The sequence below is a fragment of the Arthrobacter sp. BGA-UO-ETr-C19 genome (assembly GCF_059568005.1).
On record NZ_JCAQPC010000019.1, the window covers coordinates 110,862 to 134,855 of the forward strand.

Consider the following 23,994-nt stretch of genomic DNA (forward strand, 5'->3'; position numbering starts at 1 on the left):
CCCCATGACCCATAGCAAAGCATCCCGAACGACGTTCCTTCGCAGCTGGTTACTCTGGACCGCCGGATTCCTGGCCCTGCCGCTGGCCGGGTTCGCCGGAAGCGCTGTCATAGGACGCGTGGATGGCCCTCTTGCAGCCCTGGCCGGCGGAGCCATCGCCGGCCTCATCATCGGCGCCGGCCAGACACTCACCAGCAGCCGCCGGCTGCCGGCACGGCAATGGATCCCCGCGACTGCCATCGGAATGAGCGCAGGACTATTCCTCGGCGCTGCCGCCGTCAATTACCGCACTTCCCTCGCCGATCTTGCCCTGATGGGAGCCATCAACGGACTCATCCTCGGTTCCGCCCAGGCCCTGGCCCTGCCCCGCCGGACGCACGGGCGCTGGATCTGGGCCGCCGCCATGCCAGCCTTGTGGGCGCTGGGATGGACTGTCACCACGCTCTTCATGATCCAGGTCGGCCAGCAATTCATCGTCTTCGGCGCCAGCGGAGCACTCGTCGTCACAGCAATCGCCGGACTCCTACTGCAAATCCTCCTGCCCGTCCCGGCGCCCGGGGAGCAGCGCCCCGGACGGCCGACCGCTGCGGCCACGGCATGAGCACCGGGCTGCACGTCATCTTCGGCACCGGAGCCATCGGCCTCGCCACGTTCGACGCACTCCGGCGCCGCGGCCAGACCGTCCGCCTCGTGAACCGGACAGGACACGCACGCGTCCCCGACGGCGTCGAAGTTGCCGGCGGGGACGCCAGCGATCCCGCATTCGCCGCCGACGCAGCCCGCGGCGCCGCCGTCGTTTATCAGACCCTGAACCCGCCATACCCTCAATGGAGCACACAGTTCCCCGCGCTGCAGTCCGGCGTTCTCGCCGCCGCAGAAAGCACCGGCGCCCGCCTGGTCAGCATGGAAAACGTCTACATGTACGGACGGCCCGACGGACACCCGCTAACGGAAACCCGGGCTAACAACGCCCACACGAAAAAAGGCCAACTCAGGGCCAGGATGTCCCAAGAACTCCTCGCGGCCCACCGAGCCGGCCGCGTCCAAGTCGCCATCGGCCGCGCCTCCGACTACTTCGGCCCCCGCGGTGGCGCGCAATCCAACCTCGGCGACCGGGTCTTCCCCGCAGCCCTGGCCGGAAAAACCGCCACCGTGCTCGGCGACCCGGACCAGCCCCACACGTACACCTACGTCCCCGACATCGGCGAAGGCCTCGCCGTGCTCGGCGAACACCCCGACGCCCCGGGAGAAATCTGGCACCTGCCCAACGACCCCGACACCCGCACGACAAGAGAACTCGTCAACATGATCTACAGGCTTGCCGGCCAGCCCCGGGCCATGCTCCGAGCCATGCCGCCGCTGCTCCTGCGCGGCCTCAGCCTCATCAACCCCACACTCCGTGGACTCCTCGAAATGCAGTACCAATTCGAAGAACCCTTCATCGTCGACAGCAGCAAAATCGCTGACAGACTAGGGCTGACAGCGACTCCGCTGGACGTGGCCATCGCCGGAACACTAAAGACCTACACCTCTGACAAGTCCTCTCCGCTGCGATAGCACGCTCAAGCTCCTGACCACCATGACGACAGAAGCTCCTGTTACAGGCCTTTTTCCGACTACCGGCTCAAGGGCCTCTTTTGCACCTTTGATGGGAAAATAGAGCAAGGACACCTGTCACGGCGCCGGACCCGGCACCGGCACGTCCCGCTCAAGAGACCAGGAGGGGATCCTGATGGACCCCACCACCAGCGTCGTTGTCATCGTCCTCGTCGTACTGCTGCTCATCGTCGCGAAAATGTCGATCCGGATCGTGCGCCAATTTGAGAAGGGCGTGCTCTTCCGGCTCGGCAGGGTCATCGGAGTCAGGGATCCCGGCCTGCGGCTGATCATCCCTGTCATCGACCGGCTGCCGCTGGTGAGCCTGCGGATCGTGACCATGCCCATCCAGTCCCAGGGCATCATCACCCAGGACAACGTGAGCGTCGACGTCTCAGCGGTCGCATATTTCCGGGTAGTCGACGCGGTGAAGTCCATCGTCGCGATCGAAAACGTGGCCGCGGCCATCGACCAGATCGCCCAGACGACCCTGCGGAAAGTTGTCGGCCAACACACCCTTGACCAAACACTGTCCGAGACCGAACGGATCAACGTCGACATCCGTGAAATCCTCGACGTGCTCACCGTCGAATGGGGTGTCGAAGTCACCTTGGTGGAGCTCAAGGACATCCAGCTGCCCGAAAGCATGAAGCGCGCCATGGCCCGCCAGGCTGAAGCCGAACGCGAAAAGAGGGCGAAGATCATTGCGGCCGAAGGCGAAGCCATCGCCGCGGCGGCCCTCGGAGACGCCTCCGACACCATGATGGCCCACCCGCTGGCCTTGCAGCTAAGGAACCTGCAGTCCCTGGTGGAAATCGGCGTCGACAAGAACACCACGGTCGTCTTCCCCGCCCCGCTGATGAGCACCATCGGCGAACTCTCGGCGTTCCTGGCCCGCGAAAACCTGGCCGCGGCATCATCCGCCGGCAAGGCACCCATCAAGGCGGCATAACTTCCCATCAGGGGCGGCCACGTCCTGGAGTCCTGTGGCGACGTTCTTGTTCCCGGACCGCGCAACGGGCGAAGGTCAGTTAGTGACGATGCGGAGCGGTATGGAAGTCTGCTTCAACCGGACATTTCCTACTCCGCGGGGCTCACCGACGCTCGGTGCTGGTGGAGGGTTTCCTGATAATCCTCGTCGGACCTTTCATCCCGGGGTTCATCGTAGGGATAGCCACCGGGAAGCGCCCCTTTGGCAAGACCGCCCAGGACCAGGTGATGCAGCGAGGTTTGGCCGTCAGCCATGATGGCCGACATAGTGGCCGACGTCGGACTGTGAATTTTGGCGTTTGCCATCTGGTCAACGCCGGACGCGCTGGCGGCACCTAGGAAAATGACCGCCAAACCCGCTATTCCAGGCACAATGGCCCTTCTCCGAAGCCCCATTGATTGATCATCGCCCACGAACATGAAGGCAGCGACAGAAGGCCCTTTGAAGAGGCTGTGAGAGCGCCACGCATCCTGCAGTGGCATCCGAACTACCCCAGCCGCCGCTGCCGGAACATCGGGAACTGCTCCCGGACCCGCGCCACCGTCCCAAGTGAAACCTCCACCGCCCGCACCCCCGGCTCCAGCCCGAGGTCCGCCTCCACGTACCCCATCGGATCCACCAACAAACTCCGGCCCACGGACACCGGCGGGGCCTGGCACACTCCGGCCACGTAGACGCTGTTCTCGATGGCGCGGGCCGCGTTGAGGGCCAGCCACTGCTCCGTCTTGTGCGTGCCGGGCACCCAGGACGAGCAGACCAGCAGCACCTGCGCGCCGGCGTCGGCCAGGGACCTGGCCAGTTCCGGGAACCGCAGGTCGTAGCACGTCATCAGGCCGAACACCGCTCCCCCGGACTCGAACACCACTGGCTCTGTGGACGGCCCGGGTTTGATGAACGTCGACTCCCCGAAGCCCTGCGCGTCGAACAGGTGGATCTTCCGGTACACGGCCAGCCGAGCACCGGAAGGCCCGAAGGCCACCAAAGTGTTGTACGCCTTGCCAGGTTCGTCAGAGGTTTCCACCACACCCGCCACGAGCGTGATCCCGTGGCGGGCCGCGGTGGCTGCGAGTTCCCGGCAGATGGGGCCGTCCAGCGGCTCGGCCACCGCCGGGAACGAGGCGTCCACGATCTTCTTCTCGTACGTGGCGTACTCCGGGAAGGCCACCAGCCTGGCGCCGTCGCCGGCGGCGGACGCCGCGAACCGGTCAATCGCGGCGAGATTGGCCCCGATGTCCGTGCCGGACTCCAGCTGCCCCAGGGCAATCCTCACGCCGGTTCCTCCAGTCTCGTCAGCATCCAGTACAGAAAACCTAGGCGGCGGCCTCGACGGTGGCCTTCTCCGTCGTCGTCATTTCCGGCGGCGCGGCCCGGAAGCCCCGGGTGATCAGCGCCAGGACCACGATGCCGAGCGCCAGCCAGGACAGTCCCAGCGTAATGGCATTGCTGTCCAGCTGGGAGAGCAGGTAGGCGCAGACGATGGCGCCGACCGCCGGGACCACCACGTAGGAGACCGGGTTCAGCTGCTCCCCGGCACGGCGCCGGCGCACGTAGTGGAACACCACGGAAGCGTTGACCAGCGTGAAGGCGGTGAAGGCACCGAAGTTGATGAACGACGTCGACGTCGCCACGTCCAGGAAGATCGCGATCAGTCCGACGACGCCCGTGACAACCAGGTTCACCACGGGCGTGTGGAACTTGGCGCTGAGCCGGCCGAAGACCGCCTTGGGCAGGACCGAGTCGCGCCCCATGGCGTAGATCAGGCGAGATGCGCTGGCCTGCGCGGCCAGGCCGGAGGCGAACTGCGCCACCACCAGCCCGGCGAGGAACACCGCGCCGAAGACCTGCCCGCCGATCTGCAGCGCGATGGCGCTGGCCGCGGAGGCCGAGTCCTCGAACACGCCGCCCGGGTGCACCAACTGGGTGACGTAGGAGACGGCCACGAAGATGCCGCCGCCGATCAGCGCGATGAGCATGATGGCGCGGGGGACGTTCCGCCGCGGGTCCACGGTTTCCTCGGTGAGGGTGGTGACGGCGTCGAACCCGAGGAACGAGTACGCCGCGATGGCGGCGCCGGCGGAGATGGTGGCGAAGCTGGACGTGCTGTTGAAGAACGGTTCCGTGCTCGCCAGTCCGCCCGCGCCCGAGGTGGACACCACGTTGCCGATGGCCAGCACCACAAAGAACACGATCACCAGCAGCTGGAACGCCATCAGCACATAGTTCGCCTTGTCCGCCACCTTGATGCCCAGGATGTTCAGGACCGTGGTGATCAGGATGAAGCCCACGATCCACACCCACATGGGCACGCCCGGGAACTGCGCGCTCAGGTAGGAGGAGCCGATCAGCCAGATCACCATGGGCAGGAACAGGTAGTCCAGCAGGATGGCCCAGCCCACCAGGAAGCCCACCCGCGGATCGATGGACCGGCGCACATAAGTGTAGGCGGAGCCGGCCACCGGGTAGGCGACCGCCATCCGCCCGTAGCTGTGCGCCGTGAACAGCATGGCCACCATCGCCACGAGGTAGGCCGACGGCGCCGCCCCGCCCGTGGTCTCGGCGATGAGGCCGAAGATGGCCAGGACAATCAGCGGGGTCAGGTACGCCAGGCCGAACAGCACCAGCGAGGGCAGCTTCAGCGTGCGGGTCAGGGTTGGTGTGGTCACGTGGTTTTCCTTAGGCATTGAAGGATGGGGGCGTCCAGGTCAGCGGATTGATCCGGCCCTGGTAGACGGGCAGTTCGACGGCGGCCTCGCCGTCGCGGAACTGGGACCAGGGACGGTTGAGGTTCTCCGTCCCGTGGGTGCGGACGTGTTCGACGGCGGCCAGGTCCAGGTCCGCTGTGAGCAGCTCCGGGGCGTCGTCTTTCGCCTCCGCGATGGTGTTGCCCTCGGGGTCGACGATGATGCTGTGGCCCTTGCCGGTGGGGCCGGCGCAGTTGACGCTGACCACGAACACCTGGTTCACGATAGCGTTCGCCTTGGCCAGCACCAGCTCCTGCCGGCGGTCCGGGGTGGTGGTCTTGACGACGTTGAGGATCACCTCGGCACCCATCCAGGCCAGCTGGCGGGAAACTTCGGGGTACCAGGCGTCGTAGCAGATGTTCAGGCCCACCCGGCCGATCCCGGCCAGGTCCACGGTGGTGAACCGGTCGCCGGGGTCGTACGGCTCGAACGGGCGCCAGGGGAAGATCTTCCGGTAGTAGCCGGCCAGCTCCCCTTCTGGCGACAGCACCAGCTGGGTGTTGAACAGCTGGCCTTCCGGGCCGCGCTCACAGACGCTGCCAGGGACCAGCCAGATACCCAGGTCCGCGGCGAGCTGCTGCAGTTCCTTGACGCGCGGGCCGTCCAGCGGCTCGGCGGAGTCCTGCAGGGCCTCGGTGCGCTGCCGGTCCGGGGTCCCGTCGCCGAAGAGGTGGAGCTCCGGGAAGACCACGAGTTTGCTGTCCGGCTTGGTTTCGAGGGCAGCTTTGACCTCCTCCGCGAAGGCCGATACGGGTTCGCCGATGAGCCGGGGCGCTGCCTGGGCGGCAATGAGGGGAAGGATGCGTTGCATGGGTTTGTCTCCGCGTTGGGGTGTGATCTGCACTATATTAGATCAGAATGATCCAATAATGGGAAGGGGCTGCGGATGGGCCGTAAAGTAGCGGATATGACCCGTCAGTTGGAGGACACCGCTTCCCCCGCCGGCGCCTCCCTCACTGGTGCCTCGCGCATCGGCGCCGGAGCTCTGGCCGGCATCGACCGCCGGAGCGCCATCGACGCCGTGCGGCTGCGCATCGGCATGGCCATTTCGCTGGGGCTATTGAAGCCCGGCGAGCGCCTGCCCGACCAGGAGGACGTGGCGCTGGGCCTGTCCGTCAGCCCGATCACCGCCCGCCGCGCGCTGGCGAGCCTGGCGGACCAGGGCGTGGTGGTCCGCCGCCGCGGCCGGGCCGGCGGTACCTTCGTGGCGGATGAGCCGCCCCGTCAGATTCTGGCTGAATTGACTGCATCGCCGGCGGAGTCCCAGGCCGTGAACCGGATGGTGGACCGGCGGCTGCTCTTCGAATGCGCGGTGACCCACTACGCGGCCGTCAACGCAACACCGGAACAGCTGGACGAACTCGAGGGGCTGACGCGGGATATGGCCGAATCCACCGACTGGTCCGGCTACCATCAGGCGGACGAGCAGTTCCACCAACTGGTGGGCACAGCCTCCTGTCTGGGGACCGCCGTCGGGGTTTACCACGAGACGCTGGCCGAGCTCTACGCCTACTTCATCCCCTACCCCATCGAGCTGCTGCACAAATCGAACTGCGACCACGTCGCCCTGGTGGCGGCGCTGCGGGCGGGCGACGTTTCCGGTGCCGTGGAGGTCTCCCGAAAGCACGTGGACATCCTGCACCGGACCATGTTCATGGGGCTGACCGAGGGCGGCACGGGGTCCACGTCGGAGTGATGAACGCCGCCTTCAACCTTTGTTCCGCTGGTGCTTCCTTGCCTGCCGTGATGTCCATCCCTGCCGGTGGAGCCGCTCGAAGCCGTCCAGGAGCAGGTCGAGCGCAAACTCAAACTCAAACTGGTCGTCGCAGCCGGGGCCGACCACGGAGCCTTCATCATGGTTCGCTGCGGTGGCCACCTGAAGGATGTTTGGATAGCGCGCCGCCATCTCCTCGAAGACTGCGGCCTGCACCTCGGGTGCCAACTCAACGGCTCCTCCCCCGCCCGGGCCAGCAGAATCGTCGAACAACTCTTGGGTGAATCCCCAGATGCGGCTGCCCATAGCGTGCATGACGTGGTGGGTAAGGTCCACTGAAAAGCCGCCGGCCAGGAACATGGCAATAAAGGAATCCATGTAGCCGAGGACGGCGGGGGTCTGATTGGTTCGTGATTCCAGGACCTGCCGGGCCCATCTATGCCGCTGAAGCACCGCCCTGGCCGAAAGCACCCGCAGCCTGACAGCGTTCTTCCAGTCGGCGCCGCCTACCGCCGGGTCGATCTCGGAGACGATCGCCTCAACCATGCCGTCAAGGAGTTCCTCCTTGTTGGCCACATGCTTGTAGAGCGCCATCGGCACGACGCCCAACTCCTGCCCGAGCCTGCGCATGCTGAGCTCGTCAATACCGGCCTCATCCGCCAGCGAAACGGCAGCCTGCAGCACGCGGTTTCTGTTCAGACGCACGCGCCGCTGCCCTTCAATCTGCTGGGTCACGGACCATCCTTTCGCTGATTCCAATCTACGGCATTGACAGGTGTACTGCGTACACTTTACTCTCTTTTCATAAGGTGTACGCAGTACACCAAGAGGTGCGAGGAGCATCCCATGAATGCAAAGCAGGCAGGCACGGATCTCGACCGACGTCCCATTGACGCAGACGGCCGCAGCCGCTCCGGCAGCACGATGAGGGCGGCTTCCCACCGCCGGTTCGGCCCGCCTGGAGTGGTCCGCATCGAGGAAATCCCCATGCCGTCACCGGGCCCCGACGAGGTCCTCATCAAAGTCCACGCCAGTACGCTCAGCGCCGCCGACCACCGGGCACGCAGCCGCACCGTCCCGTCAGGACTGCAAATCCTGACGGCCCTCGGACTCGGCCTCCTCAGGCCACGAAACGGGGTTCTTGGGATGGACGTCGCCGGCGTGGTCGCGGCCACGGGTTCGGATGTGAGCAAGTTCAGGGTTGGTGACGAGGTGGTCGCTATGCTCGGGGCCAAGTTCGGCGGTCACGCCGAATACGTGACGCTCGCCCAGGACTCCGCCATCACCGCCAAACCACGCACCATGGATTTCGAGGAGGCCGTCACGCTCGTTTTCGGCGGCCTCACGGCCCGCGGCTTCCTGGCCCGCGCTGACGTCAAGCCCGGCGACACCGTCCTCATCAACGGGGCCTCGGGGGCGGTGGGCACGGCCGCGGTGCAGCTCGCCAGGAACCTGGGCGCCCATGTCACGGCCGTCTGCAGCAACGGCAACCGGGACCTTGCGATCTCGCTGGGCGCAGACCGGGTGATCGACTACACCGCCGAGGACTTCGCCGCCGGGGACCGCACCTACGACGTGATCATGGACTGCGTCGGCAATGCTGCCTTCAGCCGGGTATCCGGCAGCCTGAACCCGGGCGGAAGACTGCTTCTCGTCGTCGCCGATCTGAAGGGGATACTCCAGGCGTCGGGCAACAGCCGCAGAAGCGGAAAACTGGTCACCGTCGGCGACCTGAAGCTCCGGTACACGGCCGAAGACCTCGCCTGGCTCGTCCGGCTCGCGGAAGCGGGCGGGTACAGGGCCGTCATTGACCGGGTCTACCCCCTTCCCGAGATCGTCCAGGCGCACCGGTTTGTCGATGCCGGACGCAAAAGGGGAAATGTCATCGTCCGGGTCGCCGGCGAATAGGAGGCTCCCGTGAACACCACCGGCAATACCAGCACCCAAACTCCCGGTCGCACCGGCAACCCCAGGCCCGGCTCCCGCCAACGGCCTCGCTATCGCTGGCTTGTGCCGGCGGGCCTGATCTTCCTCACCCTCATCCCTTTGATCGCCGGAGCGGCACGCCTCACCGAACTGACCGGTGGCGCCACCATCACCCCGAGGAACGAGAGGTTCTTCACCTCGCCCATCCCGGTGGTTACGCACATCGTCAGCGTCACCATCTATTCCCTCCTGGGAGCTTTCCAGTTCAGCCCTTCCCTTCGGCGGGGCAGGCGCAGCTGGCACCGGGCAGCGGGACGCATCCTGATACCCGCCGGCTTCCTGGTGGCTCTGTCCGGACTGTGGATGGCCCTGTTCTACGCGCTGCCACCCAGCGACGGGCTCCTCCTGCTCATCCTCCGGCTGGTCTTCGGCAGCGCCATGCTGGTGAGCCTGGTCTTCGGAGTCCTTACCATCACGCGCCGGGACTTCGTCAAACACGGCGCCTGGATGACCCGCGCTTACGCCATCGGAATTTCGGCCGGAACACAAGGCCTTATCCTCATCATCCCGGAACTCCTGACCGGGCCGCCCGACGTGACAACGCGGGCTGTCCTCATGGGGGCAGCGTGGACGATCAACCTGGCGGTGGCCGAATACGTCATCCGCCGGCGCTCCCGGCCCAACAGGCCGGCATGGCCCAGCCACCCGAGTCGGCCGGCAGCATCCATTCCAGGGCAGTGAACGTCCCCGTCAGCGTCCTCGCCCACACAGCGGGAACGCTCCGGAAAGCGCTGTTTTCCCCTGCACACGCAAGGTTTTCAGGAGTAGGCTATGGCCGTCGGCAGGGAATCCTGCGACTCCTTGCCGCGAGGCCGGTTCTCCACCTGAAGAGCCGGCAATTAGCGTGAAAGGGAGACTAATGACAACCGCTTCACACCCCGCACACCACCACGCTATGGGGTTGTCCCTTCACAACACCGCATTGGGTCTTGGTGCGGTTTTCCTGCTGGTTGGAGTCCTCGGGTTCATCCCGGGAATCACCACCAATTACGGCGCCATGACGTTTGCCGGACATGATTCCGGGGCCATGCTGCTTGGCGTCTTCCAGGTGTCCGTACTGCACAACATCGTCCATTTGCTGTTCGGCGCGGCCGGCATTGCTATGGCCCGCACAGACCCGATGGCCCGCTGGTTCTTGCTTGGCGGCGGCATCGTCTACGTGGTTCTGTGGATCTACGGCCTGCTCATTGACATGGACGGGGGCGCCAACTTTGTCCCGTTCAATACTGCCGACAACTGGCTGCACCTGGTCCTCGGCGTCGCCATGATCGGTTTGGGCCTCTGGCTAGGCCGGGATGCGATGGCGAAGACGAGGGGAAGCGCCACATAGCGCGCCCCACGCTTCGTGGGAAACCTACGACGGCGGCCGTCCCCCGTGCAGGAAATCTGCTGTGGGGACGGTCTACGTCCGTCATTGCTCATGCGCCGCGCCCTTGGCATACTGCGTGCATGCCTTCCCTTCCCGCCACCTTCGCCGAGGACGTCATCAACCAGCCGGCGCGGGCGCAGTTCGACGCCTTCCTTGATGAGCACCGCCGCGTGCTCAATGCCTGCCTCGACGGCCTGACGGAGGAGCAGGCACGCCGTTCTTTGGTGCCCTCCCGGACGACGCTGCTGGGCCTGGTCAAGCACGTGACGTTCGTTGAAAAGGTCTGGTTCGATGAAGCCATCACCTGCCGTTCCCGCGCAGACATCGGCATCCCGGCCACGCCTGACGAGTCATTCATCCTCGAGGACCACGACACGGTGGCCGGCATCCAGGAAGCCCACCGTGACGCCTGCGAGGCATCGCGCCAGGCGGCGGCAGCGCTGGGCCTCGACGACGTGGTCAACGGCAACCGGCGGGGCCCGCTCCCGCTGCGCTGGGTGTACCTTCACATGCTGAGGGAACTCGCCCAGCACTGCGGGCATGCGGACATCCTGCGCGAGCAGATCCTCCATGGCTGACGGCATGGACTACAGAAAAGACCCTCGCGTCGACCAGTACATTGACGCTCTCCCCGCGTGGCAGCAAGAAGTCTGCCGGCACGTGCGGGACCTGGTGCACGCCGCCGATCCCGCCGTCGAGGAAACCATCAAGCGGACCGTCCAGCCGTACTTCGTCCTGGACGGCAACATCTGCGCCCTGCTCGCTGCGAAGGACCACGTCAACGTTTTCCTGTACGACGGGGGCCTCGTCCCGGATCCTGAACACATAATCACCGCTGGTCACAACAATAAGACAGCCCGCACCGTCGCCTTCCGCGAGGGCGAGTCCGTGAACGTGCCGGCACTCGGCGAAATGTTCAGGACGATCATCGCCACCAACCGGGCCGGTGGCTGGCGGAAGATCAAAGGAAACCAGTAGGCACTCGCGAGCCTGCTGGACGTCACAGTCCGTCGACGACGCCGTCGATGACGGCGCGGAACCTCTCGGGTGCCCCGCCTGCCTTGACGAGCACGCTCAGCCCGATCACGGAGGCCAGCAGTTCGCTGGCGGCAGTGTCTGCAGCCTGATCCAGGCCGAACTCTCCAGACTCCTGCCCCTGCGCGATGGCTTGCCGAAACACGGCTTCGATCTGGGTGAAGAGGTGGTCCGCGATGCGGTTCACTTCATCGTCGGCGGTGCCCAGCTCCGCGGCAGCATTGACCATGACGCAGCCCCGCCGGTGCTCGCCCACGCCGGCAAGGACGGCCATGGCCTCTTTGAGCCGCGGCCGAACAGGCCCGGGCGCCGAGAACATGTCCCTCAGGTACTCGAGCCGCGTCTCGCTGTAGCGCCCCAGGGCACGCATGAACAGCGCGTGCTTGCTCTCAAAAGTGTTGTAGAGGCTGCCTTTGCCGATTCCCAGCTCGCTGGCCAACTCCTGCGGCGTGGTGCCGGCGTACCCCCGGCGCCAGAACAGGTCCATCGCCCTGTCGACGGCCTCGGCGGCCTCGAACTGCATCGGTCTACCCATGGGAAAAGCCTAACCCCCGTGATATTGTACTTCAAGGTCAAAAACCCGCCCGAGCACATCGTAGGGGCCTTCGTGCCCCCTTGTCAGAAAAGGGATTTCATTGTCCGCTCAAATGTTCCTGGCGCCTGCCGCCGCTCCAACACCGGGGCGCACCCGTGTCCCGTTGAACACACTCGCTATCCCCCTGGGCCTGGCCGGCCTGGCCCAAGTCTGGTCCGTGGCGGCTTCCGCGCTGGGCCTCCCGTTCGAGCTGGGGCAGGCGTTCTGGCTGGTCGCTGCGGTCGCCTGGATCTGGACCGTCGTGGTGCACGTGCACCGCGGCACCCGCACAGATCAACCGTTCTCCCATCAGCTCACGCACTTGGCCCAGGGCCCGCTTGCGGCGCTGCTGCCCCTCGCCGCGATGCTGCTCGGAGCAGGCCTACACCGCACGGTCCCGCTTGCCGGAACCGTGCTGACACTGATCTCCATGGCCGCCGCAGCAGCGTTCGCCGCATGGATTCTGAGCTTCTGGATGCGCGGCGAACTGCCGCTTGAATCCGTTCACGGCGGCTACTTCCTGCCCATCAGCGCAGCCGGCCTCATCGGTGCACTCGCCGCCGCACAGACGGGACTCGACTGGCTGGCCGTTGGAAGCTTCGCGGTGGGCATCGTCTTCTGGCTGGTGATCTCCGTGTTCTTCTTCCTCCGGCTCGCACTCCGTCCGACCATGCCGGCACCCCTCGTGCCGACCCTCGCGATCCTGGTCGCTCCCCCGGCCGTCGGGTCAGCGGCGTGGCTCACGATCTCCGGCGGCCGGCCCGATCATGTGTTCGAGGGGCTGACGGCGATGACGGTGTTCATGGTGCTGATTCAGGTGATGCTGCTGCCGCGCTACCGGGCACTGCCGTTCTCGCTCGGATTCTGGTCCTTCACCTTCCCCGCGGCGAGCGTCGCCGCACTTGCGATCACTTGGTTGCGCCTACTCCAGCCGCTTGGCTGGCAGGCCATCACCGTTGGAGTACTCGCCGCCGTCACGCTTCTCGTCGTGCTGATCGCGGTGAAGTCAGTCCTCCTGCTCTTCGCCACGGCCCGGGAGGCAAGGCGGCAAAGGGTCGCGTAACGCGGGACGCCGCGGCCCTACTGACCCGGGGCCCGGTACGACGGCGTCTTCTTGGCCGCTTCGTCGATCTCTTCCGGCGTCATGAGGGGCTTCAGACGCACGTTTACGTTGCCCGTCGAATTGATCATCAGCGACAGGGCTGCGGCACCGGCCTGGTCCGGGACATCAAAGACACCCAGGACGTCCGTGTCCCCGAAGGCGTAATAGAAACTCTCGAGTGAGCCGCCCACGGAATTGAGGGCGTCGGTCAGCGCGGCACGCCGCGCCGTACCGCCTTCCCGCATAAGCCCCTTAATTCCCTCGCCCACATAATTGGCTTCAAACAAATACTTGGTCATGGTCTTTTCCTGTTCCGCGATGTCCAGGACACAGGCAACCGCGGGCGCGCCCGGCACCCTTCCGGCAGGTCCTGGAACGGTCCCCGAATGGGGCCGTGCGCACAGCGTAGGCCCACTTCCATGCGCTGACAACGGCCCGCAGAAAGTCCGCCGACGGCTGGAATTGAGGGCCGTATCAACTCCGCGGAATCCGTGCCATTCATCCATAATTAAGGGCTGTCGCAGCCTGCTGTGGCGGAGTAGGATCCGGGCACAACCATGACGTGCAAAAGGTCGGGCACTGCGATGAAGCGAGCTGTGAAGCACTGCACCATGTTGGTGGCAGCTGGCCTTCTGGCCCTCTGCGGCAGCGGGGCATCCAATCCCGCCGGGCAGTTACCGGCCACGGCCGACAGTCAAAGCGCGGCCTCGCCGAACCGGTACCCCTTCGAAGGAGAGGCCACAGGCAAGGCGCTGCTGAACACCCTGGTTCGGCAGGCGCCCGGAGGTCCCGAATTCGATGAGTCCGCCTTCGAATACCCCATAGTCGGACCCGACGGCTGCACCACCCGCGAAAGGGTAATAATCGACGGCGCCAGCGAGCATACGCTCGGTTCGCCCTGCACCGTGCTCTATCCGCAGTGGGTGTCCGTCTGGGATGTCACCGTTTTGGCGGACCCGGCCGAGGTGGATGTTGCCCACATGGTCCCGCTGGAAGAGGCCTGGTACTCCGGAGCGTGGGCATGGACAGCGAAGCAGCGCCGCGACTTCGCCAATGACCTGTCCAACAGCATATCTTTGCGGGTCCTGACCGCCGCTACCAACGCGGAGCGGGGATCGTCGGACCCGGCCCACTGGTGGCCGCCATACTCCGGAGCCCACTGCAACTACGCCGCCGAATGGGTGTGGGTGAAGACCCGCTGGAACCTGAGCGTCGATCCTGCCGAGTACGCGGCACTCATGACCCAGCTCGACGAAATGGACACAAACAACTGCCGCGACAAGCCCGTCTACGTTCCGCCGCCCGGCCTTACCCCCGGAATGGGCCCCGCATCGATCATCGGCGGCATCGGGGCGCCGTCCGGCACGCTTTACAGCCTCATCAGCGTGCAGGCATTTGACGCAAACCACAAGGTGGTGCGGGAAACCCGGGTGCGGCCCGAGGGATTCTACGAACTGACAGGCTTGCCGCCCGGCGACTACACCGTCAAATTCCTCGGCGGTACCAGCGGAACCTCCGACCAGTGGTACAGCGACCTGCCGGGCGGCCCGGCGGAGGTGATCTCGTTGGCTGCCGGCAGGATTGCCAGCGGTATCACCGTGGCGATGGTCGCAGCTCCAGGCTCAGCGGCACCGGTTCCGGTGTCCGGACGCTAACGCCCGCTGACAATGACGACACTAAAGCGCAAGGCGCGTGGCGGCCTCAGCCCAAGTGCCCGCGACCTGGTCACCGAACTCCTCGGCCTGTGGCTGCTGCTGGCCGTCTTCCTCGACGGCTGGGCTCACATCAACCTGCCCAGCCTGGAGACGTTCTTCACCCCATGGCACGCGGCTCTCTACTCCGGCATGCTGGCGACGGCGGCGTGGACCGCCGTCGTGATCTGGCGCAACCGGGCACCCGGGCAACCGCTGCTGAAGACAATTCCCCAGGGTTACCGCGGGACTGCCGTTGGCGTGGTCCTGTTCGCCGTCGCCGGCGGACTCGACCTGCTGTGGCACGAGATCCTGGGCATTGAAGTCTCGCTGGATGCCCTGGTCAGCCCCACCCACCTGCTGCTCGGCTTCAGCCAATTCCTTATCCTGGGCACCGCAGTCCGCAGCGCTCGCGCAGCCGACTACCGCGGCGCCGGCCACTACTCAGCCGGCCACGCCGCAGCCGGCCACGCCGGAAACTTTGCGTGGACCCCGGCGGTGATTTTCGCCGTCGTCCTCATGACGGGGCTGGGGGCGTTCTTCCTCATCTACGTTTCCGCGTTCGTCCGGCCGGGGCCAACGGCCGTCTTCGTCCCGGCGCCGGTGGGCACGCCCGGCCGCATCCAGTCGGAGCTGCCGGTGGTCATCACCCTGGCGAGCTACCTGCTGACCACCGCGCTGATTATCGCGCCGTTCCTGTTCACGCTCTCCGCCACCCGGCGCCCCGCCCGCGGGATCGTCACCCTGCTGGTGGCGGCGGCGGCCTGGCTGCCCATGGTGATGATCGGCCTGCGCCCAATCTCGGTCGCCGGAGCCGCGGGGACAACGGTGGCCGCCGTCGTCGTCGACCTGCTGCTGACCCGGGTTCCGGACACCTGGCTGAGCAGGGGGCTGCCGGCGGTCACGGCAGGAATCGCGGCGCTGCTGTGGACGGGCCAGCTCGTAGCGTTCGCCGTGACGGACGCGATACGCTGGCCGGTCTCGCTCTGGCTGGGCGCGGTGGTGCTCAGCGCGGCGGTGGCCGCGGGCCTCGCCCTCCTCAGCTCCTGGGGTCCGGCGCCGGACGCCGTCGGCGGAAGTCCCGCCGTTGGAAGTCCCTGACAACGAGCGCCGCCCCGCCTACCCTGTCAGCTTCGACGGCAGCTCCGCCTCCGGGCCCGCCTCGCCGCCCATCGTGGCGACCAGCCGTTCCCGGGCCCGTCCGAGGTGTACGTCCAGGAGCTGCGCGGCGTCGTCGCCCTTGCCCTCCCCGATCAGTTCGAGGAGCTTCTGGTGCTCCGCCTGGATGAGGGTGGTGTCCAGCAGGTGCAGTGACTGCACGCGGGACATGCAGAGCCGGACCTCCCCCACCAGCGACAGGTACATCTTGCTGATGCGCTGGTTGCCCAGGGCGTCCACCAGGCTGGTGTGGAACCGCATGTCCGGTTCCACCACGTCAAGGGGCGCGCCCGTCTTCAGGGCAGCGATGTCCTTGTTGGCCCGCACGGCCTCCTCGGGCACGGTCCGGTTGGATGCCAGCCGCCGGAGCACCTCGCTCTCCAGGTAAGCCCGGGCAAGGTAGATGTCGCGCACGGACTCCGGGCCGAGGTCGGCCACCCGGGCGGTTTTGTGCACTCCCCTGACCAGCAGCCCTTCCGCCACGAGCTTCTCAATCGCGGCCTTGGCTGTGGGCCGGGCAACGTCGTACGAGGACGCGACTTCGGTCTCGGTCAGCGCATGCAGCGCCGGGAGCTCACCCGAAAAGACCCGGGCTCTGATGTCCGAGGCGATCGCCTCGACGATCGATACAGCTGAAACACGGCTCACGGCTCTCCGCTTCTCCACGTCTTCTACACGTCGCTTGAGGGGCTGGCTTCCTTCATTTTGCCAGACAAGCCGCCAAGTAGTCTTGACCGACTTGTGTACTTGTTAGACAATCAAAAGGCGCCACGAAGCTGTGACGCCTCACACATCCTGGAGAGATCTCATGTTTCAGCAGATCCTTGACCCCATCGGCGGGTCGCTAGTCCTTTCGGCCCTTTGCGCCGCATTACCGCTCGTCCTGCTCTTTGTTCTTCTGGGCGTCTTCCGGGTCAAGGCACCCAAGGCCGCCATCGCCAGCCTCGCCGTCTCGCTGATCCTGGCCATCGTGGGCTGGCAAATGCCGCTTGGCCAGGCCCTCAGTGCCACCGCCGCCGGCATCTTCTACGGTCTCTTCCCGATTCTCTGGATCCTGGTTAACGCCCTCTGGATCTACAAACTCACCGTCGCCACCCCATGGTTCGAGGCCCTGGGCCGCACCATCCGCTCCATCTCCGACGACCTCCGCATCCTCTCGATCCTGATCGCCTTCTGCTTCGGTGCCCTGCTGGAATCCCTGGCCGGCTTCGGCGCCCCGGTGGCAATTTCCGCGGCCATGCTGATGGCCGCCGGGATGAAACCGCTGAAATCCGCGGTCGTCTCACTGCTGGCCAACACGGCACCCGTGGCCTTCGGCGCCATGGCGGCCCCGATCATCGCGCTCAACGGCGTCACCGGCCTGCCCCTCCACGATTTGTCCTCGATGGCCGGACGGCAGACCCCCTTCATCGCGCTGCTCGTGCCGCTCCTGCTGGTGTTCATCGTGGACGGGCGCCGCGGCCTGAAGCAGGCCTGGCCCGTTGCACTGGTGGCGGGCCTTGCCTTCGCCGTCTCCCAGTTCGTCACCTCCAACTACCTCGCTGTGGAACTGACGGACGTGGTTGCCGCCGTCGTCACTGTGGCCGCGGTTCTGGTTATGCTGCGGTTCTGGAAGCCGAGTGAAACCATCGGCATGGCCGGCGGCGTGACATCCGTACCCGTCGAGGCGAACGTCTCCCGGGCCGCTGTTGGATCCACGACAGGAACGACGGCGGCTTCCCGCCGTTCCGCTTCCGGCTCGGCTGCCGACCCAGCCATACCAACGGACGCCACCCGCCCGGAACCGCGCCAGATCTGGATGGCCATCGCCCCCTACCTGATCATCATCACGGTGTTCTCCATTGCCCAGATCCCGGCCATCAAGGCCTGGCTGAACCAGGTGGGCACCGTGACGTTCCACTGGCCGGGTCTGGACGTCGCCGACTCCGCCGGCAAACCGGTGGCGGCGACCAAGTTCAAGCTCGACCACCTCAAGGCCACCGGCACCCTGCTGCTGTTCTCCGGCCTGATCACCATGGGCCTCTACAAGATCACGGCCAGCCATGCTTGGCGGATCTACCGGGAGACGCTCGTTCAACTCCGCTGGACCATCGTCACCGTGACCTCCGTCCTTGCCCTGTCCTTCGTGATGAACCTGTCCGGCCAGACCACCACCCTGGGCTTCGCCCTGGCCTCCGCCGGCGGATTCTTCGCCGTGCTCTCCCCGCTGATCGGCTGGATCGGAGTGGCCCTGACCGGTTCCGACACCTCGTCTAACTCCCTGTTCGGCCAGATGCAGGCCACCGCCGCCCAGCAGACCGGGCTGTCCCCGGTCCTGATGGCGGCGTCCAACTCCTCCGCCGGGGTCATGGGCAAGATGCTCTCACTGCAGAACCTCGCGGTGGCCTCTGCCGCCGTGGGGCTGGACGGCTCCGAAGGGACCCTGTTCCGTAAACTGATCGGATGGAGCGTTGGGCTGCTGGCCCTCATCACCATCCTGATCCTCCTGCAGTCCACCCCCGTACTTGGCTGGATGGTTCCCTGATGACAACACTGCAACTTGCCGGTCTCCGTGAGGCCGTGGCCGATCCCGCCCAGGTGAAAACCCGGCCCATCGACCTGCACGCCAACGCGCACGATGCCTCCCATTTCCTGCTCATCCCGCAGGCTGTGGTGGTGGCCGGGAACGCGGACGAGGTGGGCCGCCTGCTCCGCGCCAGCGCCGCCCAGGGCGTTCCGCTGACGTTCCGCTCCGGCGGCACCAGCCTCAGCGGACAGGCCGTGTCCGACGGCGTCATGGTGGACGTGCGCCGCAACTTCCGGAACGTTGAGGTGCTCAACGGCGGTGCCCGGGTCCGCGTCCAGCCCGGCGTCACGGTGCGTGCGCTGAATGCCCGGCTGGCGCCCTACGGGCGCAAGTTCGGGCCGGATCCCGCCAGCGAGTCGGCCTGCACCGTGGGCGGCGTGGTGGCGAACAACTCCTCGGGCATGAACTGCGGCACGGTGGACAATGCGTACCGCACGCTCGAATCCCTGACCGTGGTGCTGCCCTCCGGCACCGTGATCGACACGGGCGCGCCGGACGCGGACCACAAACTGCGAACGCTGGAACCGGAGCTGTACGCGGGGCTGGCGGAGCTGGCCCGTCGGGTGCGCGGCAACAGCGATTCGGTGGGCAGGATCCGGCAGCAGTTCGCCATGAAGAACACCATGGGCTATGGCCTGAACTCCCTGCTGGACTATGACAGCCCGGTGGAGATGATGGCCCACCTGATTGTCGGCAGTGAGGGCACGCTCGGCTTCGTGGCGGAGGCCGTCTTCCGGACGATTCCGCGACTGACCCACGCGGCCACCGGGTTGCTGGTGTTTCCCGACCTGCAGAGAGCCAACGAGGCACTGCCCACCCTGGTGGAGTCCGGGGCCGCGACGGTGGAGCTCATGGATGCCCTGTCGCTCAAGGTTGGCCAGACGCTCAAGGGGACTCCCGCCGTCGTACAGGACCTGGCGGTCCGGGACCACGCCGCACTGCTGGTGGAGTACTCGGCCGAACGGCCGGACGAGCTGGCTGCGCTGCAGCAGCGCGGCGAGGGAATGCTCACTGACCTTGGTTTGGCCGCCCCCGCGCAGTTCACCGGCGACGCCTCCGCCCGGGCCCAACTGTGGCACCTGCGCAAGGGCCTGTACGCCTCGGTGGCCGGAGCCCGTCCGCAGGGAACCACGGCCCTGCTGGAGGACATCGTGGTTCCGGTTCCCGTGCTGGGCCGCACGTGCCGGGAACTGATCGGGCTGTTCGACAAATACAGCTACGCCAACAGCGTCATCTTCGGCCACGCGAAGGACGGCAACGTCCACTTCATGCTCACCGACGGCTTCACCACCCCGCAGGAACTGGACCGCTACAGCTCGTTCACTGAGGACATGGTGGACCTGGTCCTGGGTGAAGGCGGCTCGCTCAAGGCCGAACACGGCACCGGCCGGGTCATGGCGCCCTATGTGCGGCGGCAGTACGGCGACGAGCTGTACGCGGTGATGCGCCGGATCAAGGAGCTGTTCGACCCGTCGGGGATGCTCAACCCCGGCGTCCTGATGGACGACGACCCCCAGGCGCACCTGCGGCACATCAAGACGGCGCCGCCGGTGGCCGAGGAGGTGGACCGCTGCGTCTCGTGCGGATACTGCGAGCCGGTGTGCCCCAGCAAGGACCTGACCCTGACACCGCGGCAGCGCATAGTCACGCTCCGGGCCATCGAGCAGGCCCGCCTGGCGGGAGACTCCTCGCTGGTGCGGCAGCTCGAGAAGGACTACGACTACGAATCTGTGCAGACCTGCGCGGTGGACGGCATGTGCCAGACGGCCTGTCCCGTGGAGATCAACACGGGCCTGCTGGTGAAGCGGATCCGGCGGTCCGAGGCCGGTCCGGTGGAAAACGGCGTGTGGAACGCCGCCGCGAAGCATTGGGGCGGAGTCACGCGCGGGGCGTCGCTGGCTCTCACCGTGGTGAACAAGCTTCCCGCCGCGGCGGTGGTTCCGCCCAACAAGGCAGCCCGCGCAGTCCTCGGGACGGACACCCTTCCGCTGTACTCGGCGGAACTTCCCGGCGGCGGTTCCGCGCGGAAGCGGCCGACGCCGGATGGCGCACCGGACGCTGTCTACTTCCCGGCGTGCGTGGGGACGATGTTCGGCCCGGCGGGTTCTGGCGGCCCCGGTTCTAGTGCCGCAGGTTCCGACGGCGGGGCCGGGGCGGCGGACCGCGGCGTCCAGTACAGCTTTGAGCAACTCTGCGAGCGGGCCGGGGTGACGCTGCTGGTGCCGGACGGCATCGACGGGCTGTGCTGCGGCACGCCCTGGTCCTCCAAGGGCATGGCCGCCGGCCAGGCCACCATGCGGGAGAAAACGCTGGCGGCGCTGCGGCAGGCCACCCGCGACGGGGAACTCCCCATCATCTGCGACGCGTCCTCGTGCACCGAAGGGTTGCGGCAGGCGGTGGAATCCGACACTCCGCTGCCCGGGCAGCGCGAGATGCGGATCGTGGATGCCGTGGACTTCGCCGCCGAGCACATCCTGCCCAAGCTGCCGGACCACGAGAAGCTGGATTCCCTGGCGCTGCACCCCACCTGCTCCTCCACCCGCATGGGCATCAACAGTTCGCTGACTGCCGTTGCCCAGGCCGTGGCCGAGAAGGTGGAGGTACCGGAGAACTGGGGCTGCTGCGCTTTCGCCGGGGACCGCGGCATGCTCCATCCCGAGCTCACCGCCTCCGCCACCCAAAAGCAGGGCAGCGAGGTGGCCGAGATGGGTGCCTCAGCACACGCGTCCTGCAACCGCACCTGCGAACTGGGCATGACCCGGGCCACCGGCAAGGACTACCGTCACGTGCTGGAACTGCTGGAGGAGATGACGCGGAGCTGATGCGCCAGTTCGGCTGGGCGATCCGGGGGTATTGAGGGGTCACATCGTCATGCCTGGCGCCGCCCCGGGCACCAGCACGATTCCCACTGCGATCAGCACCAGCGCCGCCGAGACCGAGCGGTTGGCCAGCCGCTTCCAGGGCAGCATCTTCTCCACGGCAATGAACGCGCCCACCAGCGCCATCCATCCGACGCTCATCACGCCCAGCGCAAACAGCGCCACCATGAGCGCCCAGCAGCAGCCGACACACCAGGCGCCGTGCTCCATTCCCATCCGCAGCGCGCCGCCGTACCCAGTCCGCATGCGGTGCAGGATGAAGTCCAGGGGCGTGCGGCACTTGGTGAGGCAGACGTTCTTCGCCGGCGTCAGTTGGTATACCGCGGCTGCCAGGATCACCCCGGCTGCGGCATAACGGCCGCCGGCGTCTGCGGCGAAAGCAGCGGGAACCAGCTGTGCTGCCGCCTCGTAGAGGGCGTACGCCACCAGCCCGAACGCCGTCCACGAAACCAGGTACCCGGCCACGAACAGCGTGGTTGATCCCCGCGGGGCGTAGCGCCCGGTTTCCCGACGGCGGCGGCTGATCTTGGCGTAGGCCGTCACCATGGGTGCCACCGAGGGAAACATCATGGCGGCCAGCATCACCACCCAGGTGGTGACGAAGAAGTCCAGCGGCCCCGGGTCCGTCCAGCCTCCCATGTCCATCCCGCTCATCCGCCCGGCGGTGAACACCCAGCCCGCCGCCGCGAGGATGAGCAGGACGGCAATCAGCCCGGCCTCGCGCGCGTCGATGGCGCGCAGAGTGTGCTGCCAGGACTCAGGCCCGGCCTTTCGGTCCACCTTCGGCCATCTCGCTGGCGAAGGTGAAGTCCGCCGTCTCGCCGTAGACCGCCTGGTAGTCGAGGCCGAACAGGTCCGAACCGCCCGCGCCTTTGCCGACCCTGAACTCCGGCGCGAAGCCGAACATGGCATTCTTCACCGTGGTGGCTCCCCCGCCGGGGCCGGGAAGGGGTTCGAAAGCCAGGTTGAGGTGCCCTGTGACCGAAGCCGACGGCGTATCCCCGTCGGAGAAGCTGACGCTCCCGCGCTCGACGCCGAGCCACTCGCCGTAGAGGGCGGCGAAGTCGGCGAACGGGCCGCCCTCGTCACCGTGGAGGATGCGCTCCAAGGCCGAGGCCTGGCCCTCGGAGATGCCGTCGTCGAGGACGATGCCGACCTTCCAGTTGCCCGAGGTCAGGTTCGAGGGGAACAGGTTGCAGAAGGCGAAGTCGACGCCCGCGAGATCGGTATCATCGAGCCGGCCGCTGGCGATATGGAAGACCGCCGAGCCCCGACATTCCCCGTTGGGCCCCGTGGGCGGGCTGTCCACCGGGCACGGACAAATCAGCTGGCAGTTGCAGTTCGCAACATACGTTCCGGACATTTCCCATGACATTGAGGACTCTCCTTGGTGGCGCCGTTGCCAGGCGGAAGCGGCGAGGTCGCGCGCCGAAACTACTGGGAAACAGGGCGAAAGGGTCCTGATAACGCTGAGAATACTCAGGGCCGCATGCGTGTCAATAAGCTGTTGCTTCGTCCGTAACGGCCGGCGGTCCACCTGTTCAGAACGCGCTGTCAGAGCGCCACAGCGACCATCTCCAAGGCACTGTTCGAGAAGGTGGGTATGGGGAGCCGCGGGGAGCTCGTGGCCAAACTGCTTGCCTAGATGGGCGGCGGGCACGCCGGGACGGCCCTGATCCTAAGATGAGGCATGGACTTCTGGGACGTGTTGTGGACTGTGATGGGGGCCGGGCTGATTCTGCTGATGCTCGTCGACGTCTTCCACACACTGCTTTACCCGCACGGTTCCGGACCGGTGTGCAGGACAATAATGCACGGATGCTGGCGTCTCTCCAGGCTGTCCAGGAGAGGGGCCTCTTCGATCGCGGCTCCCGTGGCCATGGCCGCTGTCATCGGCGCCTGGGCCGCCATGGCCATCTTGGGCTGGGCGCTGCTCTACCTGCCGCACCTGCCGGAAAGTTTCATCTACGGTGACAGGGTCCCCCGGCAGGCAGATTTCCTCGAAGCGGTCTACATTTCCATGGTCACTCTTTCCACCGTAGGGTTCGGGGAAGTGGTGGCAGGCCACCCTCTGCTGAGGCTGGTCTCCGCCTCCCAGGCGCTCACAGGTTTCGGTCTGCTGACGGCCACGGTCTCCTGGATCCTGCAGATGTACCCAGCCCTGAACCGCCGCCGTGCCCTTGCCCATCAACTGAACCTGTTCAGGGAGGCGGCAAGTCCTGGCGACCCGTTCTCGATGGGTCCCAGCCATGCCGCCGGGCTGCTCGAGTCGCTGGCCGGCAGCGTGGCCTCCGTCAGCATAGATTTGCTGGCCTTCCACGAAACGTACTATTTCCAGGAAGTCGAGCAGAGGGGCTCCCTGCCGGCTACGGTCAAATACGCACAGGAACTCGCGGCGAAAGCCAAGGCCAGCGATCACCCCGATCTCCAGTTTGCCGGGCGGATGCTGGAGGCGGCCTTGGAGGATCTCGCTGGGGTTCTCCGTGGCAGATTCGGGCATGCCGGGACAACGTCGTCCGAGGTGTTCGAGCACTATTCCACGCACCACAGGCATCGCCGGCCCAGCGGGACGGGCACTGATTAGTTCCTGGG

25 protein-coding genes are annotated in these 23,994 nt (G+C 66.4%); 15 read left to right on the forward strand and 10 right to left on the reverse strand.

All coding sequences use genetic code 11. The features are described from left to right. Nucleotides 1-4 precede the first annotated feature (4 nt). From AC57BR_RS11970 to AC57BR_RS11980, 3 genes are all read left to right on the forward strand, one after another. Nucleotides 5-601, forward strand: a complete 597-nt coding sequence (locus tag AC57BR_RS11970; RefSeq protein WP_496360764.1) for a hypothetical protein — start codon at nt 5-7, stop codon at nt 599-601. Further along, the gene (locus AC57BR_RS11975; RefSeq protein WP_496360766.1) at nt 598-1,557 is read left to right on the forward strand and encodes an NAD-dependent epimerase/dehydratase family protein; all 960 of its coding nucleotides are present in this window, start codon (nt 598-600) and stop codon (nt 1,555-1,557) included. Before AC57BR_RS11970 ends, AC57BR_RS11975 begins: the two co-directional genes overlap by 4 nt. 175 nt (nt 1,558-1,732) lie before the next feature. Next, nucleotides 1,733-2,548 carry a slipin family protein gene (locus AC57BR_RS11980; protein ID WP_496360768.1) on the forward strand — a complete coding sequence of 272 codons (816 nt, stop codon included), beginning with the start codon at nt 1,733-1,735 and terminating at the stop codon, nt 2,546-2,548. A gap of 128 nt (nt 2,549-2,676) precedes the next feature. Here the strand turns inward: AC57BR_RS11980 and AC57BR_RS11985 are convergent, their stop codons facing one another. Genes AC57BR_RS11985 through AC57BR_RS12000 form a run of 4 tightly spaced genes read right to left on the reverse strand, consistent with a single transcriptional unit; the run spans nt 2,677 to nt 6,139 of the window. Then, entirely contained in the window at nt 2,677-3,069 is a 393-nt protein-coding gene (locus tag AC57BR_RS11985) for a hypothetical protein (protein WP_496360770.1), read from the reverse strand. 5 nt (nt 3,070-3,074) lie between these two features. After that, nucleotides 3,075-3,857, reverse strand: coding sequence for a carbon-nitrogen hydrolase family protein (locus tag AC57BR_RS11990; RefSeq protein ID WP_496360772.1), 783 nt, complete (start codon nt 3,855-3,857; stop codon nt 3,075-3,077). Between the two features lie 40 nt (nt 3,858-3,897). Continuing rightward, nucleotides 3,898-5,250 (reverse strand): APC family permease, encoded by a 1,353-nt coding sequence (locus tag AC57BR_RS11995; RefSeq protein WP_496360774.1) that lies wholly within the window; start codon nt 5,248-5,250, stop codon nt 3,898-3,900. 10 nt (nt 5,251-5,260) lie between these two features. Continuing rightward, nucleotides 5,261-6,139, reverse strand: coding sequence for a carbon-nitrogen hydrolase family protein (locus tag AC57BR_RS12000; protein ID WP_496360776.1), 879 nt, complete (start codon nt 6,137-6,139; stop codon nt 5,261-5,263). Nucleotides 6,140-6,235: 96 nt separating this feature from the next. Here AC57BR_RS12000 and AC57BR_RS12005 point away from each other — a divergent pair, with 96 nt between their 5' ends. Next, nucleotides 6,236-7,024, forward strand: a complete 789-nt coding sequence (locus tag AC57BR_RS12005) for a FadR/GntR family transcriptional regulator (protein WP_496360778.1) — start codon at nt 6,236-6,238, stop codon at nt 7,022-7,024. A 12-nt stretch (nt 7,025-7,036) separates the two neighbouring features. Here AC57BR_RS12005 and AC57BR_RS12010 read toward each other — a convergent pair whose 3' ends face one another. Then, nucleotides 7,037-7,777, reverse strand: a complete 741-nt coding sequence (locus AC57BR_RS12010; protein WP_496360780.1) for a TetR/AcrR family transcriptional regulator — start codon at nt 7,775-7,777, stop codon at nt 7,037-7,039. A gap of 111 nt (nt 7,778-7,888) precedes the next feature. Between AC57BR_RS12010 and AC57BR_RS12015 the strand changes: the two genes are divergently transcribed. From AC57BR_RS12015 to AC57BR_RS12035, 5 genes are all read left to right on the forward strand, one after another. After that, nucleotides 7,889-8,950, forward strand: coding sequence for an NAD(P)-dependent alcohol dehydrogenase (locus AC57BR_RS12015; RefSeq protein WP_496360782.1), 1,062 nt, complete (start codon nt 7,889-7,891; stop codon nt 8,948-8,950). A gap of 9 nt (nt 8,951-8,959) precedes the next feature. Next, entirely contained in the window at nt 8,960-9,709 is a 750-nt protein-coding gene (locus AC57BR_RS12020; protein ID WP_496360784.1) for a DUF2306 domain-containing protein, read from the forward strand. A 178-nt stretch (nt 9,710-9,887) separates the two neighbouring features. After that, a complete protein-coding gene (locus AC57BR_RS12025) occupies nt 9,888-10,358 on the forward strand; it encodes a DUF4383 domain-containing protein (protein ID WP_496360786.1) in 471 nt (156 codons plus the stop codon). A 119-nt stretch (nt 10,359-10,477) separates the two neighbouring features. Beyond that, complete coding sequence (locus tag AC57BR_RS12030; RefSeq protein WP_496360788.1) at nt 10,478-10,975, forward strand: DinB family protein; 498 nt, start codon at nt 10,478-10,480, stop codon at nt 10,973-10,975. A 4-nt stretch (nt 10,976-10,979) separates the two neighbouring features. Continuing rightward, a complete protein-coding gene (locus AC57BR_RS12035; protein ID WP_496360790.1) occupies nt 10,980-11,375 on the forward strand; it encodes a DUF1801 domain-containing protein in 396 nt (131 codons plus the stop codon). Between the two features lie 22 nt (nt 11,376-11,397). On the opposite strand, the gene AC57BR_RS12040 is transcribed toward AC57BR_RS12035, so the two are convergent. Next, nucleotides 11,398-11,967: a TetR/AcrR family transcriptional regulator gene (locus AC57BR_RS12040; RefSeq protein ID WP_496360792.1), complete on the reverse strand. Its 570-nt coding sequence runs from the start codon at nt 11,965-11,967 to the stop codon at nt 11,398-11,400. A gap of 163 nt (nt 11,968-12,130) precedes the next feature. Between AC57BR_RS12040 and AC57BR_RS12045 the strand changes: the two genes are divergently transcribed. Continuing rightward, nucleotides 12,131-13,069 (forward strand): SLAC1 family transporter, encoded by a 939-nt coding sequence (locus AC57BR_RS12045; RefSeq protein ID WP_496360794.1) that lies wholly within the window; start codon nt 12,131-12,133, stop codon nt 13,067-13,069. A gap of 17 nt (nt 13,070-13,086) precedes the next feature. On the opposite strand, the gene AC57BR_RS12050 is transcribed toward AC57BR_RS12045, so the two are convergent. Beyond that, nucleotides 13,087-13,407, reverse strand: a complete 321-nt coding sequence (locus AC57BR_RS12050; protein WP_496360796.1) for a GYD domain-containing protein — start codon at nt 13,405-13,407, stop codon at nt 13,087-13,089. Between the two features lie 312 nt (nt 13,408-13,719). On the opposite strand from AC57BR_RS12050, the gene AC57BR_RS12055 reads away from it, so the two are divergent. Together AC57BR_RS12055 and AC57BR_RS12060 are read left to right on the forward strand one after the other, a co-directional pair. After that, nucleotides 13,720-14,763, forward strand: coding sequence for a GmrSD restriction endonuclease domain-containing protein (locus AC57BR_RS12055; protein ID WP_496360798.1), 1,044 nt, complete (start codon nt 13,720-13,722; stop codon nt 14,761-14,763). 12 nt (nt 14,764-14,775) lie between these two features. After that, nucleotides 14,776-15,900, forward strand: a complete 1,125-nt coding sequence (locus AC57BR_RS12060; RefSeq protein WP_496360800.1) for a hypothetical protein — start codon at nt 14,776-14,778, stop codon at nt 15,898-15,900. 18 nt (nt 15,901-15,918) lie between these two features. On the opposite strand, the gene AC57BR_RS12065 is transcribed toward AC57BR_RS12060, so the two are convergent. After that, a complete protein-coding gene (locus AC57BR_RS12065) occupies nt 15,919-16,605 on the reverse strand; it encodes a GntR family transcriptional regulator (protein ID WP_496360802.1) in 687 nt (228 codons plus the stop codon). Between the two features lie 160 nt (nt 16,606-16,765). Between AC57BR_RS12065 and AC57BR_RS12070 the strand changes: the two genes are divergently transcribed. Continuing rightward, on the forward strand, nt 16,766-18,481 hold the full coding sequence (locus AC57BR_RS12070; protein ID WP_496360804.1) for an L-lactate permease: 1,716 nt from the start codon (nt 16,766-16,768) through the stop codon (nt 18,479-18,481). Next, the gene (locus AC57BR_RS12075; protein WP_496360806.1) at nt 18,481-21,345 is read left to right on the forward strand and encodes an FAD-binding and (Fe-S)-binding domain-containing protein; all 2,865 of its coding nucleotides are present in this window, start codon (nt 18,481-18,483) and stop codon (nt 21,343-21,345) included. The genes AC57BR_RS12070 and AC57BR_RS12075 overlap by 1 nt, the downstream gene beginning before the upstream one ends. Nucleotides 21,346-21,384: 39 nt before the next feature. Here the strand turns inward: AC57BR_RS12075 and AC57BR_RS12080 are convergent, their stop codons facing one another. Next, nucleotides 21,385-22,182, reverse strand: a complete 798-nt coding sequence (locus AC57BR_RS12080) for a DUF2182 domain-containing protein (RefSeq protein WP_496360808.1) — start codon at nt 22,180-22,182, stop codon at nt 21,385-21,387. Then, the gene (locus AC57BR_RS12085) at nt 22,160-22,777 is read right to left on the reverse strand and encodes a DUF1326 domain-containing protein (RefSeq protein WP_496360810.1); all 618 of its coding nucleotides are present in this window, start codon (nt 22,775-22,777) and stop codon (nt 22,160-22,162) included. Before AC57BR_RS12085 ends, AC57BR_RS12080 begins: the two co-directional genes overlap by 23 nt. Nucleotides 22,778-23,092: 315 nt before the next feature. Here AC57BR_RS12085 and AC57BR_RS12090 point away from each other — a divergent pair, with 315 nt between their 5' ends. After that, nucleotides 23,093-23,986: a potassium channel family protein gene (locus AC57BR_RS12090; RefSeq protein ID WP_496360812.1), complete on the forward strand. Its 894-nt coding sequence runs from the start codon at nt 23,093-23,095 to the stop codon at nt 23,984-23,986. Nucleotides 23,987-23,994: the final 8 nt, after the last annotated feature.

Excerpts from the sequence above, each read along its gene's own strand:
- AC57BR_RS12000 (WP_496360776.1), bottom strand. The coding sequence starts at position 6,139 with ATGCAACGCATCCTTCCCCTCATTGCCGCCCAGGCAGCGCCCCGGCTC.
- AC57BR_RS11985 (WP_496360770.1), bottom strand. The coding sequence starts at position 3,069 with ATGCCACTGCAGGATGCGTGGCGCTCTCACAGCCTCTTCAAAGGGCCT.
- AC57BR_RS12015 (WP_496360782.1), top strand. The coding sequence starts at position 7,889 with ATGAATGCAAAGCAGGCAGGCACGGATCTCGACCGACGTCCCATTGAC.
- AC57BR_RS12025 (WP_496360786.1), top strand. The coding sequence starts at position 9,888 with ATGACAACCGCTTCACACCCCGCACACCACCACGCTATGGGGTTGTCC.
- AC57BR_RS12090 (WP_496360812.1), top strand. The coding sequence starts at position 23,093 with ATGGACTTCTGGGACGTGTTGTGGACTGTGATGGGGGCCGGGCTGATT.
- AC57BR_RS12075 (WP_496360806.1), top strand. The coding sequence starts at position 18,481 with ATGACAACACTGCAACTTGCCGGTCTCCGTGAGGCCGTGGCCGATCCC.
- AC57BR_RS12085 (WP_496360810.1), bottom strand. The coding sequence starts at position 22,777 with ATGTCATGGGAAATGTCCGGAACGTATGTTGCGAACTGCAACTGCCAG.
- AC57BR_RS11970 (WP_496360764.1), top strand. The coding sequence starts at position 5 with ATGACCCATAGCAAAGCATCCCGAACGACGTTCCTTCGCAGCTGGTTA.
- AC57BR_RS12050 (WP_496360796.1), bottom strand. The coding sequence starts at position 13,407 with ATGACCAAGTATTTGTTTGAAGCCAATTATGTGGGCGAGGGAATTAAG.
- AC57BR_RS12060 (WP_496360800.1), top strand. The coding sequence starts at position 14,776 with ATGACGACACTAAAGCGCAAGGCGCGTGGCGGCCTCAGCCCAAGTGCC.
- AC57BR_RS12030 (WP_496360788.1), top strand. The coding sequence starts at position 10,478 with ATGCCTTCCCTTCCCGCCACCTTCGCCGAGGACGTCATCAACCAGCCG.
- AC57BR_RS12040 (WP_496360792.1), bottom strand. The coding sequence starts at position 11,967 with ATGGGTAGACCGATGCAGTTCGAGGCCGCCGAGGCCGTCGACAGGGCG.
- AC57BR_RS12070 (WP_496360804.1), top strand. The coding sequence starts at position 16,766 with ATGTTTCAGCAGATCCTTGACCCCATCGGCGGGTCGCTAGTCCTTTCG.
- AC57BR_RS12005 (WP_496360778.1), top strand. The coding sequence starts at position 6,236 with ATGACCCGTCAGTTGGAGGACACCGCTTCCCCCGCCGGCGCCTCCCTC.
- AC57BR_RS11975 (WP_496360766.1), top strand. The coding sequence starts at position 598 with ATGAGCACCGGGCTGCACGTCATCTTCGGCACCGGAGCCATCGGCCTC.
- AC57BR_RS11980 (WP_496360768.1), top strand. The coding sequence starts at position 1,733 with ATGGACCCCACCACCAGCGTCGTTGTCATCGTCCTCGTCGTACTGCTG.
- AC57BR_RS12055 (WP_496360798.1), top strand. The coding sequence starts at position 13,720 with ATGTTGGTGGCAGCTGGCCTTCTGGCCCTCTGCGGCAGCGGGGCATCC.
- AC57BR_RS12035 (WP_496360790.1), top strand. The coding sequence starts at position 10,980 with ATGGACTACAGAAAAGACCCTCGCGTCGACCAGTACATTGACGCTCTC.